Below are 15700 nucleotides of genomic sequence, written 5' to 3'. Positions count from 1 at the left end.
CACAGCCCCGCCTGCCTCACCAGGCGGGGCTGTTGTGTCAGCTGGAACTCACGCGGGTCCGGACGATGCCGTAGGCAACTAGTGCGGCGGCGAGAGCGGTCAGGGTCAGGGCCGCCGTGGTGACCGCCTGGTGGAACTCGGTGGTCTGGCGCGCGGTCCAGTCGGGCGTGGTGATCGGGCCGGTGAAGAGGACGGCGAGCAGGGTGCCGGTGATGGCGATGCCGGCGCCCGAGGTGACCTCGGTGGCGGTGTCGGTGAGGGCCGCCCCGATCGTGGTGCGATTCTTCGGGAGTCCGCGCAGTACGTTGACGCCGGCAACGACTCCGACGACGCGCATGCCGGCGGCGACGAGCACGAGGGCGACAGCGACCCAGACGTAGCCGAATCTGCTCAGCGACCCGTACACAGCGAGTCCGAACACGACCGCCGCCGCGCTGATCCAGGCGGCCCGGCCGAGCCCGGCGCGCCGTACGAACGGGCCGATCAGCGCACCGCCCGCGACGAGTACGACGACCTGCGGCAGCATGCCGATCGCGGCGAGCGCGGGCGACCAGCCCCAGTCGAGCTGCAGTTGCAGCGTCACGAGGTACCCGAGCCCTGCCGTCGCGAGGCCGGCCGCGGCCTTGAAGGCGAGCCCACTTGAAACCAGCGGATGGGCAACGAGCTTGGGGTCGAGGAGCGGGTACGTCGCCGAGCGCTCCCGCAGGTAGAACAGCACCGCGCCGACGAGAGCGGCTGCCGTCGTCGCCCACGGAGCCCACGAGCCCGCGCCCTCGTTGACGAACAGCGTCGGCGCGACGAGCGCGAGCACGATCGCCGTCGTGCCCAGCAACGCGCCCGCGACGTCGATCGGATCCCGGTGCAGCTCGGCTGCGACGTCGGCTCCGATGCCGAGGCGCACGCCGATGATCGCGAGTACGGCGATCGGCACGTTCACCAGCAGCAGGACCTGCCAGGGCGCGATCGCGAGCATGAACCCACCGGCCGTCGGGCCGACCGCGAGTCCGACCAGACCCACGGTCGAGATCAGCGTCGTCGCGCGGACACGAAGGTCGTCGTCCTCGAACAGCCGGAACGACAGTGCGAGCGAGCCAGGCGTCGTCATCGCGGCCGCGACCCCCATCGCGGCCCGTACGGCGATCAACTGCTCGACGTTGGTCACGAAGGCGGTCGCGAGACTCGCGAGACCGAGCAGGACCAGCCCGACGAGCATGATCCGCCGCCGGCCGAACCGGTCGGCGATCGCGCCGAACGCCAGCATCAGCCCGCCGAACACGACGGCGTACGCGCCGGTCACCCACTGCAGCGCGGTCGTCGACGCGTGCAACTCGCGCCCGATCGTCGGCAGCGCGACGTTCAGGATCGAGTTGTCGAGCATCTCGAACAGGAACACCGCGGACAGTCCGGCCAGCGCCACCCACGCGTCCCGCAGCGAGCGGGGCGGGCGAGCTGCTATGACGGTTGTCTGTGTGGAGGTCATGCCACTAAGTTAACTCACTAAGCTTAGTGACACAAGAAAGTGAGGGAAGATGCCCAGAACCGATGCGCGGGGCGGGCCGCAGACGCGGGCCCGGATCTCGGACGTCGCGACGCGGTTGTTCCTCGAACGCGGGTTCGACGGCGTCACTGTCGCCGAGGTCGCGCGCGAGGCCGGCGTCTCGAGCGTGACCGTCTTCAAGCACTTCCCCCGCAAGGAGGACCTGCTCCTCGACCGCACGGACGACGCCGTCGAGGTCCTGCGTTCGGCCGTTCGCGACCAAGGTGCCGACGTACTGTCGTCGTTGCAACAGGCAACCGTCCGTCTGCTCGACGAGGAGCACGCGCTCGCCGGCGTCAAGGACGGATCGGTCCCGTTCTACCGGACCGTTGCGGCCTCGCCGGCGCTGATCGCCCGGTCGCGGGAGATCGCGTCCGAGCTCCAGCAGACGCTAGAGGAAGAGCTCGAGCGCGACGCGGCCTTCGAGGGCGATGCGTCGCTCCTGTCCGCGTTCTTCATCGCCGGCTACACGACCGTGCTCGTCGGGACCGCACGACGCATGACCGCGGGTGACGCGGCGAAGGACGTGGCGGCCGACCATCGCGTTCGGCTCGACCGATTGTTCGACGGCCTCCGGAACGGCGTCGGCTGAGGTTACTCTTTCCGCCATGGAGTTCGTGCAGCTCGCCGATGGCCGCAAGGTGGAGTATTTGATCGAGGGACCGGCGGACGGCGTACCGCTCGTGTTCCATCACGGCACCCCGGGTGCTGCGGTGCGGTTCGCCCCACTAGCGGAGTCGGCCGCGCGGCACGGGCTGCGGTTGGTCAGCCCCGGGAGGCCCGGGTACGGCGCGTCGACGCCGCTCCCCGGACGGTCGATCGCGGATGTGGCCGCCGACACCGCCGCTCTGCTCGACGCGATCGGTGCCGAACGGTTCTACAGCATCGGCATGTCCGGCGGGGGACCGCATTCGCTGGCGTGCGCGGCCCTGCTCCCAGGGCGTTGTATCGCGGCGGCCTCGGTGGCCGGCGTCGGACCGGCCAACGCGGACGGGCTGGATTTCATGGTCGGCATGGGCGATGAGAACCTTGCCGAGTTCGGCGCCGCGTTCAAGGGCCGCGATGCACTCGAGCCACTGTTGGAAGCGGCGTCGAGCGGGCTGGCCGCGGCCGCCCCGGCCGACTTGGCGGCTGCCTTCGGCGACCTGGTGTCCGAGGTCGACAAGGCGGCGATGACCGGTCCGATCCTGGACTGGCTCGCGGCCTCGTGCCGGCGTTCCGTTGCCGAGAGCATCGCCGGCTGGCGCGACGACGACCTTGCGTTCGTGAAGGACTGGGGCTTCCGCCTGGATCAGATCACCACGCCGGTGGCGATCTGGCAGGGCGACCAGGACCGGATGGTCCCTGCGGACCACGGTCACTGGCTCGCCGCGCACGTCTCGGGCTGCACCTTCCATTTCCTGCCGGGCGAAGGTCATCTCTCCCTGTTGAACAGCATCGACCAGGTGGTCGCAGATCTAGGCCCTGTCTGGTAATCCAGCGCCTACTGCGGGGCACTCGGCACGGCACCTCGCCGCACGGGGGCAAAGGGAACGATGCTCCGCATCGACCCCTTCGCCCCCGCGCGCCGATGCACCGCACCGAGCACCTCCTCGCTACGGCGCTGGATCACCAGAAAGGGCCTCGTCAGCTGATGTCGACCCACGCGAACGGCGGTGCGCCGGCGGGTGAGGTGTGGAACGACCTGCCGGCGAAGGTCAGGTCGGGGTCGGTGCGGTAGAGCTCGTTGACCTCCTTCGTCGCGGTCTCGTCTCCGTTGTCGGAGGCAACCATCAGGCGAGCGATTCGGTCGGTCAGCTCGACGTCGGCGCCGTCGAGCCGGTCCGACATCGCGCCCCAGTTGTCCCAGAGCAGGAGTTCGTCGCCGTTCAGATGCGCGAGTTGGTAGTGCACGTAGTTGCGGATGAACCAGCCGCCATGCAACTTCAACGGAGCGTCCGGGTTGGGGTCGGCGCCGTACTTGTCGCCGACCAACTCGCCGGCCCGGTACCCCAGCCAGACCTCGGCCGCCGACCGGAACGGACCGGCCGGCATGTCCTCTACGTCAAAGGGGTACCCGGCCTGATCCAGCTCGGTGTCGATCATCACCCAGCGGTTGCCGTTCCAGTACTCCGCGACGACATGATCATGGTTGAACCCCTCGGCGAAGTACTCCGCGAACCCGACCCGGCTGCGCGCCGGGATCCCCTTGTGCCGCAGTGCCGAGACGAACAGCAGCGTGTGGTCGCGACAGCAGCCGACGACACGGTCGACCGGCTCCCGCGATACGGCGAGCGGCGTACCGTTGCGCTTCTGATCCGTGGCGAGGATCGCCGACACCCAGCGGCTGTCGATCTCGGCCAGGCGTTCGCCGGTGAACTCGATGCCGCCGCCGCGGTAGTGGATCACCAGATCGCGCGTCACGGCGGCGATCCCGGGGATGTCGTCCGGCAGCGCGTCGAACAGGCCGGCGTGGTCGCCGGGGTCGCTGAACCGGGTCTGGATCGCGTAGTCCATCAGGGGTTCCTTTCGAGAATGGGCAGAGCGATGTCGACGGCCGGTTCGTCGCGGGGGAGCAGGTGGCAGTCGGGGCGGTAGACCTCCCGGGGCGGACCTGCTTCTGGTACGCCGGCGGACCGGACCCAGTCGGTGACGAGGTCGTAGGCGAGCATGATCCGCGGGTACGCGCACTCGTTCATCGTGATCGTGCAGTACGCCTCCCGGTGCGCGGGCTCGACCCGGATCCCGATCCGCCCGGCCGGGTCCACCAGGCCCTCGAACGGCACGCACACCTCGACCGTCGCCTCACCCTCCGGCGTCACGGCGCCGTGAAAGATCACCCACGACCCGGTGGTCGCGGTCGCGCCGGCGGCCCGCAGGTACGACATGATCTCGTCGGTGCACGTCACGATCACCCCGACCAGCATCTGCTGGTTGGTGTCGTCCCGGATCGAGGCGATCTTGGTCGCCGGTACGTCGCGGGTCAGCACCGGTCGCGGCGCGAGTCCCGGCGTACCGGACCTCGAGAGCCGGTCGCGCAAGTACTGCAGCGTTGCGCGCCGCGCCTCGGTGGTCGCCTCCTCGGCGGCCCACCAGCGGTCGAGCCGGATCAGGCCGTCCTCGTCGGAGCCCGTGAGTACTTCGGCGATCGTGGCCAGTGGCATGTCGAGTTGGCGCATGACACTGATCCGTCGCGCCCGCTCCAGCTGCGCTTCGTCGTACAAGCGGTAACCGTTGGCGGGGTCGACCTGAGCGGGCGCGAGCAGCCCGGATACGTCGTACAACCGCAACGCCTTGTGTGAAAGCCCGGTTCGTCGCCCGAACTCACTGATCGTCAACACCAGTCCATCAAACCCTCTGCCCTTGGGGCAAGGTAAAGGGTCACGCCGGGAACGGCCTCACGTCGGGTTCGACCCAGCCCGCACGCGCTTCGGCCGACGCCAGGGTGCGGGGTTCGTAGAAGTGGGTCAGTAGGCGCTTGTTCAGCAGGCCGGGGTTGCGCTGCAGCAGGTCGTCGAAGCTCTCGTCGGGCGCCTCGTTCATGTGGTACGCCGTCAGCTCGACCCACGCCCTGCTGACCGTGGCGTTGTACTTCTGCGGCGCGCCCGCGTACCGCGCCGTCTGCTGGATCCCGTTGCTGACCAGATCGACCGCGCCGGCCGTCCCGCAGCGTCGTACGGCGAGCCAGGTCAGCCGCACATGCTCGCGGTGGCCGAACCGGTCGGCGGTCGACAGCACTTCACCCATCAGCTCCTCGAAGGTGTCCATCTCCCCACGTTCGGTTCGCCGCGGGTCGCCCGCAACCGGGTTTCGGGGAGGGGTTGTGTTGAAGACGGTAACGATATATCGTTAGTGTCATGAAGAATATCGAGGAGGATATTATGAACACCCCCAACGAGATCAGAAGTCGCCGCCGAGGCGGCCACCATCACCCCCGTCGCGGTGGACCGCGGATGGGAGAAGGCATGCCGATGCACGGCGGACGCGGTGAACGCAGCGGCCGTGGTGAGCGCGGTGAGCGTGGCGAACGCGGACCCCGACGCGGCTCAGGCCGTGGTTCCGGGCGTGGCCGAGCCCCGCGCGGTGATGTCCGAACGGCCGTCCTGATGCTGCTTGCCGAGGAGCCGATGCACGGCTACCAGTTGATGCAGGCCATCGCCGACCGCAGCGACGGGCGCTGGACCCCCAGCCCCGGCGCGATCTACCCGACCTTGAACCAACTGGAAGACGAAGGTCTGGTCACCGTGACCGCGGAAGCCGGCCGCAAGCTCGTCACGCTGACCGACGCCGGTCGCGAGTACGTCGAGGGGCGTCGTGAGACGTCGATCGACCCGTTCGCCGCCTTCGCGAGTGCCGGCCCCACCGCCGACCTGCGCGGACTGATCGACGAGCTGGCCTCAGCCACTCGCCAGGTCGCCCGCACCGGCTCCGAAGAGCAGCGCACCGCCGCCGCCAAGATCCTGGCCGAAGCACGCCGCTCCCTCTACCTGCTCCTGGCCGACGCCCCAGTCGTCCCCGAGCCCCCGAAAACCCCCGAGGCGTGAGACCTGCGTCACGCAGGGAACGTCTCGACCGAACGACTCCTCTTCGCGGATGTCAGGTACATCTGAGGAGGGGTCGGGATGGGGTCTCGAAAGATCGTCGCAGGCGCGCACGTCCTGCTTGCGGCGCTGCACATCTACTGGGCGACAGGCGCCACCTGGCCCGCGCCCGACGAGCGATCACTCTCCCGAGCGGTCCTCGGCGTTCAAGTCTCGTTCGCTCCGCAGGTGGTGCTGCCACTCGCAGCGCTGCACCTACTGCTCGCCTTCGCGGTACTTCGGTCTGACCGGTCCGCGGTCGCGCGTGTAGTAGTAGCCGGCCTCGCAGCAGGACTGGCCGCCCGAGCCGCTCTCGGCTTGGTGTGGATCTTCACCGGCGCAGGTACTGCGTTCTTCTGGCTCAATCTGCTGCTCTACACACCGGCGTGTATCGCGCTGTGTGTTGCGGATGTGAGGCTGCTGCGAATTCGGTGGCTGAAGCCAGCTGTAGTCGCAGGACCAGTCGCTGTGGTGACAGCGTTCGCTCTGGTTGCCTACGTCTACCAGCCGTCTGAGCAGGTTCACCCGACCGCGTCAGCCGACTCGCACTACGTCGACACGGCTGTGGCGCGCTTTCACTACCTGCAGCGGGGGACGGGCTCACCAGTGGTGCTGCTGGCGCCAGGTGCTTCGCCTGCCTCCGCATGGGATGCAGAGCTGACTGTCCTGGCGCACGACCACAGGGTCTATGCCGTGGACCTTCCCGGCCAAGGTGAGACCCGGTTGCGCGACGAACGGTTCGCGTTCGATCTGGACGGTATGACCGAGGCACTCGATCAGTTCCTCGACGCACTCCAGCTTCCGCAGGTCGTACTCGCCGGCAACTCGTGGAGTGGCGGCTGGGGACTCGCCTACGCCCAACGGCACCCGGTCAGGGTCAGCAAGCTTGTCCTGCTGGCCCCGTCCGGTCTGGACGAGCCGGATGTCTGGAGCTGGGAGGTCCTCAAACAACCACTGGTCGGCGAGGCGTTCGCCAAGCTCGCGGCGAACCGCAGCGTGGTCGAGTCGGCGGTCCGCGGCCTGTTCGTACACCAGAACCTGGTCACGCCGCAGCTCGTCGACTCGATGTGGATCCCCGGAACGTATCGTGACAACGTGCGATCCATGTACGCCCTCGAGCGCGGCCTTGACTGGAGCGTCACCGAGAAAGAACTCCCGTCGACGCGACAGTCCACGCTCGTGCTGTGGGGCGACCATGACACGGTGCTGCCGGTCGCTCAGGCCGCCCGCTTCGGCGAGTTGTTGCCGAACGCAACCGTCCGGGTGCTACCGGGCTGTGGGCACGCGCTCACCGTCGACTGCGCCGGCGAGGTCACACCGTTGATAGCCGCTTTCCTCAGATGATCGAGGAACAGCTTGTCCGTGCGGCGCAGCGCGGCGACACCGTCGCGATGAACGACGTGCTCGACGCGCTGACGCCGTACGTCGGGAGGATCTGCGGACCGATAGCCTTCAGCGACGGCCCCGACGCGGCGCAGGAGGCGTTGATCGCGATCTTCCGCGGTCTGCGCGGCCTGGAGAATCCGGCCGCGCTGTTCGGCTGGGCGCGCGCGATCGCTGTCCGCGAGGCGGTCCGCGTTGCGCGGCGCGGGCAGCGGCAGCAGCCGGCCGAGCTCGCGGATCTGCCTGCTGCTGACGATCCGCAGTTGCTGGTCGACGTACAGGACGTGCTTCGGCGGCTGTCGCCGGAGCATCGTGCGGTCCTGGTACTGCGGGACCTCGAAGGAATGGACGAGCAGGCCGCGGCCGCCGTACTCGACGTCCCGGCGGGTACGGCGAAGTCGCGGCTGCATCGTGCACGGGCGAGCTTTCGGAAGGCGTGGAGATCATGACCGACTGGCCGACCATCGAACTGACCGACGTCGAACGCTTCCGCGCGCTCGCCGCGGGCGTGCCGGGAGCCGTAGTCACTGAACGCGTGCTGCCGGCCGAGCCGGATCGGGTGAAGGCGATGCTCGCCGACCTGGCCGTCTTTGCCGAGGTCCAGGCCGACCTCGTGTCGGCAACTGTGCTCGAACGCGTCGGCGACCGGGTCGTCGTACGGGCGAAGGGTAAGCGCGGCCAGCGTGCGCGGCTGACGGGGCAGTTCCGGCCGGGCTGGTGCTGGCTGCAGAGCCGGTTCCTGATCATGGGTATGGCGGTCGCGGCCGAGCCGGGCGGTGGTACGCGCGTCGCCCTGACCGGTGGCATTCGCGTACCGGGCCGTGCGGCGATCGTGCCGATCCGGGTCCGTCAGGAGAGTGCCAGGTCGCTGGACCGTCTGGAGCGCTTGCTCAGGGCTTGAGTACGCCGGCTGGTAGTGCGGCGAGCAGGGCGTCGGCGTGGCGGCGGTAGCCGAGGTTGTTCGGGTGGAAGGCGTCTGGTGCGAGCATGCCGTGCCACGGCGGGCGGGCGTACCGGGAGACCTCGGCGACGGGCAGTCCGCGGGACGTGGCCGTGCTGCTGATCAGCTGGTTGATGCCGGCGACGTACGGGCTGACAGCTCCACCGACTCGCCAGAGCCGGTCCGGAACGGTCAGGTCCATCACGACTGACGATGAGGGCAGCCGATCGATCACCTGACGCAGGTGGTCGCGGAACCGCTTCGGCGGCGTAGCGAGGATGTCATTGCTGCCGATGCCACAAGTGACCAGAGTCGGCGCCAATCCGTCGAGCAGTGGCAGCTGATCGTCCAGCACATGCCGCGTCTGCGCACCGGACCGCGACAGGTTGAGCACTCGCCACGGAGTCCCCTTCCGACGCAGTGCATTCAGCACCTGCCCGACATACCCGTGCAGCGGCGACGAAGCCCCCAGCCCCTGTGCGGTCGAGTCACCCAGCACAACCCACAGCGGTCCTTCGCCCGACAACGCCGTCGAGTTCTGCCGCGTCCAGTACTCCGCATACGTCCGCGCCTGCACGTCGACGTACGCCACACCATCCACCCACCGCTGAATAGCCAACCGCGAACTGGTCCGCTCGGCCTGCCCCCACCGCATGATCCCGCGGTGCAAAGCCCCAATAGGCGTAGTCCGCTCACGCCCTCGCTGCAGCAAGAACATCGATCCCCCCAGAGGTGAACAGCAGGTGACCGACGAATGTACCGACGGAAGGTTAACAACCTCAGAGGGCGCGCAGTAGGACCAGGCAGCGGGCTGCTAGGGGGACGGTGGCGCCGGCTTCTACTTCGGTGACCATGCTGTTGCTGGTGTCGAGGACTACCTCGTAGGCGGGGGCCCAGGAGGCGTCGGGGACTACGACCGGCTGGGTTTGGGGGGTAGCGTTGAGGGCGAGGAGGAAGGAGCTGTCGGTCAGGGCGTTGCCCTCGGTGTCGGTTGCTCTCAGGGCGTCGCCGGCGAGGAACATGCCGATGGTGCGCAGGTTGCCGTCGAACCAGTCGGCGTCGGTCATCTCGCCGCCGTGCGGGGCGATCCACGACAGGTCCTTCCGGCCGCCGGGTACGACGGGTTGGCCGGAGAAGTAGTGCCACTGCCGCAGTGCCGGGTGCGCCGCTCGGAGCGCGATCAGCTTCTTGGTGAGGTCGAGCTGGCCGGACCAGGCCGCCGGCAGCGACCAGTCGAACCAGGAGATCTCGTCGTCCTGGCAGTAGGCGTTGTTGTTGCCGTGCTGCGTGCGGCCGCACTCGTCGCCGGCGGTGATCATCGGTACGCCGGTGGACAGGATCAGCGTGGACATCAGGTTCGCCATCTGGCGTTTGCGGAGCGCGATGACTCGACGGTCGTCGGTCTCGCCCTCGACGCCGCAGTTCCAGGAGCGGTTGTCGTCGGTGCCGTCGCGGTTGTCCTCGTGGTTCGCGTCGTTGTGCTTGTGGTCGTAGCTGACCAGGTCCCGCAGGGTGAACCCGTCGTGGGCCGTGACGAAGTTGATCGACGCGTACGGGTACCGGCCGTCGTCGCCGTACAGATCGCTCGACCCCGACAACCGGTACGCGAGATCCTTCACGCCGTCGGACGTGTTCCGCCAGACATCGCGGACGCTGTCGCGGAATTTACCGTTCCACTCCGACCACGGCGGGCCGAAGTTGCCGACCTGGTAGCCGAACGGGCCGACGTCCCACGGCTCGGCGATCAGCTTCACCCGGCCGAGCACCGGGTCGGCCGCGACCTCCGCGAGGAACGGATGGCCGGGGATGTCGACCTCGTGGCGCTCGTTGCGCACCAGCGTCACCGCCAGGTCGAACCGGAACCCGTCGACGCCCATCTCCTCGACCCAGTAGCGCAGCGAGTCCATCACGAGCCGCCGTACCTGCGGGTGCGAGGTGTCGACCGAGTTGCCCGTGCCGGTCACGTCGTACATCGCGGCGCCGTGGGTGAGCCGGTAGTACGCCCGGTTGTCGATACCACGGAAGCTCAGCGTCGGCCCGTCGAACCCGGCCTCGGCAGTGTGGTTGTAGACCACGTCGAGGATCACCTCGATGCCCGCGGCATGGAACGCGGCGACCATCGCCTTGAACTCGGCCACCTGCTCACCCCGCGAGCCGGCCGAGGAGTACGGCGCGTGCGGCGCGAAGAAGCCGAGACTGTTGTAACCCCAGTAGTTCGGCAGGCCGCGCGCGGCGATCGCCGGCTCGGTCAGGAAGTGGTGGATCGGCAACAACTCCACCGACGTGACGCCGAGGTCGGTCAGATAGCTGATCACCGACGGATGCGCGAGCCCGGCGTACGTACCGCGTTGATGCTCGGGTACGTCGGGATGCCGCTTGGTGAAGCCCTTCGTGTGCAGCTCGTAGATGACCGTCTCGCCCCAGTGCACCGGCTTGCTGATCGGCGGCGGCGGAGCGGAGTCCGCGACGACAACGCCGACGGGGACATGGCCGGCCGAGTCGCCGTCGGACGAGTCGTAGATCAACGGACTGGAGAAGTCGAGCGAGCCGTCGACGGCCCGCGCGTACGGGTCGAGCAGCAGCTTGGACGGGTTGAAGCGCAGACCGTGCGACGGGTCGAACGGACCGTGCACGCGGTACCCGTACCGCTGGCCGGCGCCGACACCCGCGACGAACCCGGTCCAGAACTCACCGGTGTGGGTCAGATCCAGATTCCGCTGGCTGCCGTCGTCCGCGACCAGGGCCAGTTCGACCCGTTCGGCGGCCGGAGCCCACAGTGTGAAAGTGGTCCCATCGGTCTGGACCACTGCGCCCGGCCGCGGACCAGTCTCCAGGGATGCGCCGAGCGTAGTCGGGGAGCTGGTCGTTTCAGTCAACTAGGGCGTCGCGGAGAGCCCTGGCGGCTGCGGCGGGGAAGAATCGCGACTCCCTCCCTTCGAAAACCGGGAACTGTCGGTCCTGGCTGGTTGGGTTCGTCGCATGTCCAGGTTCCGGCTGTACCCAACGCCCGAGCAGCAGGCTGGGTTGCTGCAGCAATGCGGGCATGCGCGGTACGTGTGGAACTTGGCGCTTGAGCAGTGGTCGATATGGTCTCCCGGCAGGCCGAGGACTCCGGGCTTCGCCGCTCAGTGCCGGCAGCTGACCGAAGCACGAGCTGTCTTCGGCTGGCTGAGGGCCGGGTCGCAGACTGTCCAGCAGCAGGCGCTGCGGGATTTCGATCGGGCGGTCAGCAGCTTCCACGCCGGGACGCACAAACGGCCGACGTGGCGCAGAGCCGGACGGCACGAAGGGTTCCGCATCGTCGGGTCCCAGGCGTCGAGGGTCGCGAAGTTGAATCGGAGAGTGGCTGCAGTCAAGGTTCCCAAGATCGGCTGGGTCCGGTTCCGGCTGTCGCGGTCCGTACCCGCAGCGACGTCGTACCGCATCACCCGCGATCGGTTGGGCCACTGGCATATCGCGTTCGCCGCCATCCCGCCGTCGATCCCTGGACCGGGTGCGGGAAGCATCGTCGGCGTGGATCGGGGCGTGACGGTGTCGGCGGCCTTGTCGACTGGAGAGTTGCTCACCTGCCCTGGTCTGACGGAGGCCGAGCACGCTCGGCTGGCATGCCTGCAACGCCGCTTGGCTCGCTGCACCCGCGGATCCAACCGGCGTCGGCGGACCCAGGCTGCGATCGCCAAGCTGCACGCCCGTGTAGCCGACCGGCGCAAAGACTGGGTGGAGAAGACCAGTACCGATCTGGCGCGCCGGTTCGACCTCATCCGTGTCGAAGATCTGCGCATCACCCAGATGACCAAGCGACCCGATCGGAAGCAGGATCCGCACCGACCGGGCGGGTATCTGCCCAACCGGCGCCGCGCGAAGGCCGGGCTCAATCGCGGCATCCTGGCCAGCGGCTGGGGCGCATTGGTGCGGCGTCTCGAGCACAAGGCGCCCGGACGGCTGGAGAAGATCGATCCCGCGTACACCTCGCAGACCTGCGGCGTTTGCGGGCATTGCGCGCCGGAGAACCGCGAGAACCAAGCGGCGTTCCGGTGCGTAGCCTGCGGACACCAGGCGCACGCGGACGTGAACGCGGCAGTCAACATCGCGGCCGGACGGGCCGTCAGCGCACGCCGAGGGACGCCGCCCCGGGCCCCATCGAAGCGTGAACCTCAACACGCTGCCTCCGCGTAGTTGTTGGAATCCCCGTCCGGCCGACGGGGAGGACGTCAACGGCACATTCTGCACAGTTCGGGGTGAGTTCTCGATAGTGAGGTACTTCTGTTCGTGAGACGGTGGTTGCGAACGCCTGTGCGCAGTGATACGCAAGGACCGTTACTAATTTACCCACCCACCTGTGGTTGTAGGGGATCTCATGTCGGAAGAGCTTGCCGGTCTGACCGTAGGTCTGATCGGCGCGGGCAACATCAGCCACGTGCACGTGGCCGCGTGGAAGGCCCTCGGGGCCCGGGTCCTGGTGCATTCGCTGGAAGGCGCCGAGGAGCTGGCCGAGCAGTACGGGCTGGAGGTCGTGCCGTCGCTGGACGGCCTGCTGGCCGCGAAGGTGGATTTCGTCGACATCGTCACACCGTCGGCGACCCACAAGGAGATCACGCTGGCCGCGGTCGAGGCGGGCAAGAACGTGATCTGCGAGAAGCCGCTGACGCTCACGGCGGCCGACTCGCACGAGGTGATCGACGCGGCCCGGGCGGCCGGCGTCAAGCTGTACCCGGCCCACGTGGTCCGGTTCTTCCCGGAGTACAAGGCGGCGTACGACGCGATCCACGCCGGGCGGATCGGTGAGGTCGCGGTGGCGCGGTTCTACCGGCAGGCGTCCTCGCCGGCCGGCGCCGGCTGGTACCGGGAAGTGGCCCACTCCGGTGGCGTGATCATGGACCTGATGGTGCACGACCTGGATCAGGCACGCTGGCTGTGCGGCGACGTCACCACCGTGTACGCCGTCCAGAACCCGCCTACCGTCGACGGCATCAGCCCGGTCAACGTGGCGGCCCATGTCACCCTCACGCACGAGTCCGGCGCGATCAGCCACTGCCGGGCGACCTGGGGCGCGACGGGCACGACGTTCCAGACCGGGTTCCAGGTCGCGGGGTCGAGCGGCGTACTGAAGTTCACGTCCGAGGGCGACACCGGCTACAAGGAGGAGCTGCAGAACGGCGGTGCCGGCGGCGACCTGCTGATCCCGGCGTCGACGCTGGGGGAGAGCCCCTACCTGACGCAGCTGCGTGAGCTGGCTGTCGGGCTGCGCGGCGGACCGGACCCGCGGGTGCTCGCGTCCGACGGTGCGACCGCTGTCTATCTGGCCGAGGCGGCGCGTGCGTCAATGGAGTCCGGCCAGCCGATCGACATGAAGACCTTCGTCTCGAGTGGAGCAGTGGCATGACCCTCAAGGTTGCTCTGGCCTCGTTTGCTCACGTTCACGCCGGTTCGTACGCGCATCTGCTGGCTGCGATGCCGGACGTCGAAGTACTGTCCGCCGACCCCGACGGCGCGTCCGCACCGGACGACGGCCCGCGGGGCGCCGAGCTTGCCAAGGCGTTCGGCATCCCGTACGTCGACACGTACGACGAGCTGTTCGAGTGGGGACCCGACGCCGTCATCGTGACGTCCGAGAACGCCGGGCACCGCGCACTGGTCGAGCGGGCCGCCGCTGTCGGTGCACATGTGCTGTGCGAGAAGCCGCTCGCCACAGAGGTCGCCGACGGCGAGGCGATGCTCGCTGCGTGCGAGGCGGCCGGGGTGATCCTGATGATCGCGTACCCGGTCCGGTTCGCGCCGTCGTACCTGCAGTTGCGGGCGAACGTCGAGGCCGGCCGGCTCGGCGACGTGTTCGCCGTCCTGGGGACGAACAACGGCAAGATCCCGTACGCCGCGCGCCAGTGGTTCACCGACGCCAAGCTGGCCGGCGGTGGCGCGATGGTCGACCACACCGTGCACTGTGCGGACCTGATCGACGGTCTGACTGGTGGTGCGTCCGCGACCCACGTATACGCCGCCTCCAACAAGATCCTGCACCAGGACAAGGGGGTGGAGGTGGAGACGGGCGGTCTGGTCACGATCAAGTACGACAACGGGCTGCTGGCAACTATCGACTTCTCCTGGAGCGTGCCGGACAACGGTGCGACCTGGGGCGGCGTCTCGCTGCAGGTGACCGGCACCAACGGCTCCGTGGAGATCGAGCCGTTCCTGCCGCACGTCGGCGGCACGGATGCCTCCGGCGAGGTCTTCCTGGGAATCGGCGGCAACCTGGACGAGTCGATGCTCGACACGTTCCTGGACGCGGTCAACACCTCCGGCCCGGCTGTCGCCGGCCAGGCGCCGGCCGTAGTGCCGCAGCCCGACGGTGGCGTGGGTCTCCGCACCCTCCGCATCGTCGACGCCGCCCGCCGCTCCGCGGCATCGGGGCAGGCCGTCGACCTGTGACACCTGCCGGCCGCCCTGGCTCGCCAGGGCGGCCGGTCCGGTCAAGCGCGGTGTGCTGCGGCGCTCAGGTGGTCGATCACGTCGCTGAGGTGCTTGGTCATCGCCGCGCTCGCCGCCTGCGGGTCGCGCTCGGCGATCGCGGTGATGATCTGCAGGTGGGCCTCGAGTGAGGTCTGCGCACGCCGGGGCAGCCGCGTCATCCGGAAGTGGTGGCGGATGTTCAGCACCCGCAGCCGCTCGATGATCGTCGTCGCGGTCCGCTGACCGCTCAGCTCCCGGATCAGCCGGTGCAGTGCGTCGTCGAGCTCGGCGTACTCCAGGTCGTCCGCTTCGGCGACCGCGCGCGCCATCTGGTCGCCCAGCGCCCTCAGGTCGACGATGCTCTGGTCGGAGATCCGCTCGGCGGCCTTCGCCGCGCACAGCGACTCCAGCACCATCCGAGCCTCGGTGACCTCGATCGCCTCCTCCAGTGAGAGCATCCGCACCCGGGAACCCCGCTGCGGGATCCGCTCGACCAGTCCCTCCGCCGACAGGTCCAGCAGGGCCGCGCGTACTCCGCTGCGCACCACGCCGTACTGCTCCGCCAGGTCCGCCTCGACCAGCCGCTGGCCGGGAGCCAGCCGGCCGGACGCGATGTCCTCGCGGACCGCGTCCCGCACGTACTCCTGACCGGCCATGCCGCTGCGGACCATGCTTGCCGTGCTGGCTCCGGTCTTTTCCTCGCTGATGGTGATCCCTCCCGTCTGTTCGCCGCACCCAGTGTGATCGATTCCGACCACCGGAAGAAAGTGTAGACGAAAATGTTGACATTTTTGTCAACAGAATTCTAGGCTCCCGGATCAACAGCCCTTCGCCCCG

Annotated in this window: 16 protein-coding genes; 9 read left to right on the top strand and 7 right to left on the bottom strand. The window is 68.6% G+C overall.

Features of this window, described 5'->3' with window-relative positions; genetic code table 11:
* Window positions 1-37 precede the first annotated feature (37 nt).
* Complete coding sequence (locus ACIA58_RS39545; protein WP_396409001.1) at window positions 38-1480, bottom strand: MFS transporter; 1443 nt, start codon at window positions 1478-1480, stop codon at window positions 38-40.
* A 49-nt stretch (window positions 1481-1529) separates the two neighbouring features.
* Here ACIA58_RS39545 and ACIA58_RS39540 point away from each other — a divergent pair, with 49 nt between their 5' ends.
* The gene (locus ACIA58_RS39540; RefSeq protein ID WP_396409000.1) at window positions 1530-2129 is read left to right on the top strand and encodes a TetR/AcrR family transcriptional regulator; all 600 of its coding nucleotides are present in this window, start codon (window positions 1530-1532) and stop codon (window positions 2127-2129) included.
* Between the two features lie 16 nt (window positions 2130-2145).
* A complete protein-coding gene (locus tag ACIA58_RS39535; protein WP_396408999.1) occupies window positions 2146-3012 on the top strand; it encodes an alpha/beta fold hydrolase in 867 nt (288 codons plus the stop codon).
* Window positions 3013-3163: 151 nt separating this feature from the next.
* Here the strand turns inward: ACIA58_RS39535 and ACIA58_RS39530 are convergent, their stop codons facing one another.
* From ACIA58_RS39530 to ACIA58_RS39520, 3 genes are read right to left on the bottom strand one after another with little or no spacing between them, the layout of a single operon-like run.
* Window positions 3164-4033, bottom strand: coding sequence for a transglutaminase domain-containing protein (locus ACIA58_RS39530; protein WP_396408998.1), 870 nt, complete (start codon window positions 4031-4033; stop codon window positions 3164-3166).
* A complete protein-coding gene (locus tag ACIA58_RS39525) occupies window positions 4033-4857 on the bottom strand; it encodes a MerR family transcriptional regulator (RefSeq protein ID WP_396408997.1) in 825 nt (274 codons plus the stop codon). The genes ACIA58_RS39530 and ACIA58_RS39525 overlap by 1 nt, the downstream gene beginning before the upstream one ends.
* 40 nt (window positions 4858-4897) lie before the next feature.
* Window positions 4898-5284 carry a hypothetical protein gene (locus tag ACIA58_RS39520; RefSeq protein WP_396408996.1) on the bottom strand — a complete coding sequence of 129 codons (387 nt, stop codon included), beginning with the start codon at window positions 5282-5284 and terminating at the stop codon, window positions 4898-4900.
* 338 nt (window positions 5285-5622) lie between these two features.
* Between ACIA58_RS39520 and ACIA58_RS39515 the strand changes: the two genes are divergently transcribed.
* The 4 genes from ACIA58_RS39515 to ACIA58_RS39500 all read left to right on the top strand — a co-directional run bounded on the left by ACIA58_RS39515 (window position 5623) and on the right by ACIA58_RS39500 (window position 8380).
* Complete coding sequence (locus ACIA58_RS39515) at window positions 5623-6060, top strand: PadR family transcriptional regulator (protein WP_206751464.1); 438 nt, start codon at window positions 5623-5625, stop codon at window positions 6058-6060.
* A 78-nt stretch (window positions 6061-6138) separates the two neighbouring features.
* The gene (locus ACIA58_RS39510) at window positions 6139-7440 is read left to right on the top strand and encodes an alpha/beta fold hydrolase (RefSeq protein ID WP_396408995.1); all 1302 of its coding nucleotides are present in this window, start codon (window positions 6139-6141) and stop codon (window positions 7438-7440) included.
* Window positions 7437-7928: an RNA polymerase sigma factor gene (locus ACIA58_RS39505; RefSeq protein ID WP_396408994.1), complete on the top strand. Its 492-nt coding sequence runs from the start codon at window positions 7437-7439 to the stop codon at window positions 7926-7928. Before ACIA58_RS39510 ends, ACIA58_RS39505 begins: the two co-directional genes overlap by 4 nt.
* Window positions 7925-8380 carry a hypothetical protein gene (locus ACIA58_RS39500; RefSeq protein WP_396408993.1) on the top strand — a complete coding sequence of 152 codons (456 nt, stop codon included), beginning with the start codon at window positions 7925-7927 and terminating at the stop codon, window positions 8378-8380. Before ACIA58_RS39505 ends, ACIA58_RS39500 begins: the two co-directional genes overlap by 4 nt.
* On the opposite strand, the gene ACIA58_RS39495 is transcribed toward ACIA58_RS39500, so the two are convergent.
* Both ACIA58_RS39495 and glgX read right to left on the bottom strand, forming a co-directional pair.
* On the bottom strand, window positions 8370-9074 hold the full coding sequence (locus tag ACIA58_RS39495; RefSeq protein WP_396408992.1) for an SGNH/GDSL hydrolase family protein: 705 nt from the start codon (window positions 9072-9074) through the stop codon (window positions 8370-8372). The genes ACIA58_RS39500 and ACIA58_RS39495 overlap by 11 nt on opposite strands.
* A 124-nt stretch (window positions 9075-9198) precedes the next feature.
* A complete protein-coding gene (glgX, locus tag ACIA58_RS39490; RefSeq protein ID WP_396409297.1) occupies window positions 9199-11253 on the bottom strand; it encodes a glycogen debranching protein GlgX in 2055 nt (684 codons plus the stop codon).
* 145 nt (window positions 11254-11398) lie between these two features.
* On the opposite strand from glgX, the gene ACIA58_RS39485 reads away from it, so the two are divergent.
* The 3 genes from ACIA58_RS39485 to ACIA58_RS39475 all read left to right on the top strand — a co-directional run bounded on the left by ACIA58_RS39485 (window position 11399) and on the right by ACIA58_RS39475 (window position 14842).
* Window positions 11399-12595: an RNA-guided endonuclease InsQ/TnpB family protein gene (locus ACIA58_RS39485; RefSeq protein ID WP_396408991.1), complete on the top strand. Its 1197-nt coding sequence runs from the start codon at window positions 11399-11401 to the stop codon at window positions 12593-12595.
* A 181-nt stretch (window positions 12596-12776) separates the two neighbouring features.
* Window positions 12777-13802 (top strand): Gfo/Idh/MocA family protein, encoded by a 1026-nt coding sequence (locus tag ACIA58_RS39480; protein WP_396408990.1) that lies wholly within the window; start codon window positions 12777-12779, stop codon window positions 13800-13802.
* A complete protein-coding gene (locus ACIA58_RS39475) occupies window positions 13799-14842 on the top strand; it encodes a Gfo/Idh/MocA family protein (protein WP_396408989.1) in 1044 nt (347 codons plus the stop codon). Before ACIA58_RS39480 ends, ACIA58_RS39475 begins: the two co-directional genes overlap by 4 nt.
* A 41-nt stretch (window positions 14843-14883) precedes the next feature.
* Here ACIA58_RS39475 and ACIA58_RS39470 read toward each other — a convergent pair whose 3' ends face one another.
* Window positions 14884-15621 (bottom strand): GntR family transcriptional regulator, encoded by a 738-nt coding sequence (locus ACIA58_RS39470; protein WP_396408988.1) that lies wholly within the window; start codon window positions 15619-15621, stop codon window positions 14884-14886.
* Between the last annotated feature and the right edge of the window lie 79 nt (window positions 15622-15700).

Source organism: Kribbella sp. NPDC051586 (genome assembly GCF_044453965.1).
Taxonomy (GTDB): domain Bacteria; phylum Actinomycetota; class Actinomycetes; order Propionibacteriales; family Kribbellaceae; genus Kribbella.
Note: the sequence above shows the minus strand (reverse complement) of the source record. Positions and strands in the feature narration are given on the sequence as shown.